The 223-nt window shown below is 49.3% G+C and carries 1 protein-coding gene; it reads right to left on the bottom strand.

The annotated features are described in order from the left end of the window. Positions 1–120 precede the first annotated feature (120 nt). On the bottom strand, positions 121–223 hold a 103-nt coding region (locus AAC854_RS23975), incomplete at its 5' end, for an IS630 transposase-related protein (RefSeq protein WP_340619222.1).

Below are 223 nucleotides of genomic sequence, written 5' to 3'. Positions count from 1 at the left end.
GAATACCCGTATATCCGTGGCATTGACTGCGCGAAACCACTTTCATCCAAATACACAATTGGTTTGCCTTCCTGTTCATAGTCGCTGATGCGCTCGACAAACGCCTGACGAAGCTGAGGATCAGCGCGAGGATGTTTTAAGGTTTTTTTTAAGCGTGAGCCGAAGCCGTTTCAAAGCGTAATGAATCGCCGATTGTGAGACCCCGAGGCGCTTTGCTCTTTCC

It is taken from the genome of Xenorhabdus entomophaga (assembly GCF_037996725.1).
GTDB lineage: Bacteria > Pseudomonadota > Gammaproteobacteria > Enterobacterales > Enterobacteriaceae > Xenorhabdus > Xenorhabdus khoisanae.
Note: the sequence above shows the minus strand (reverse complement) of the source record. Positions and strands in the feature narration are given on the sequence as shown.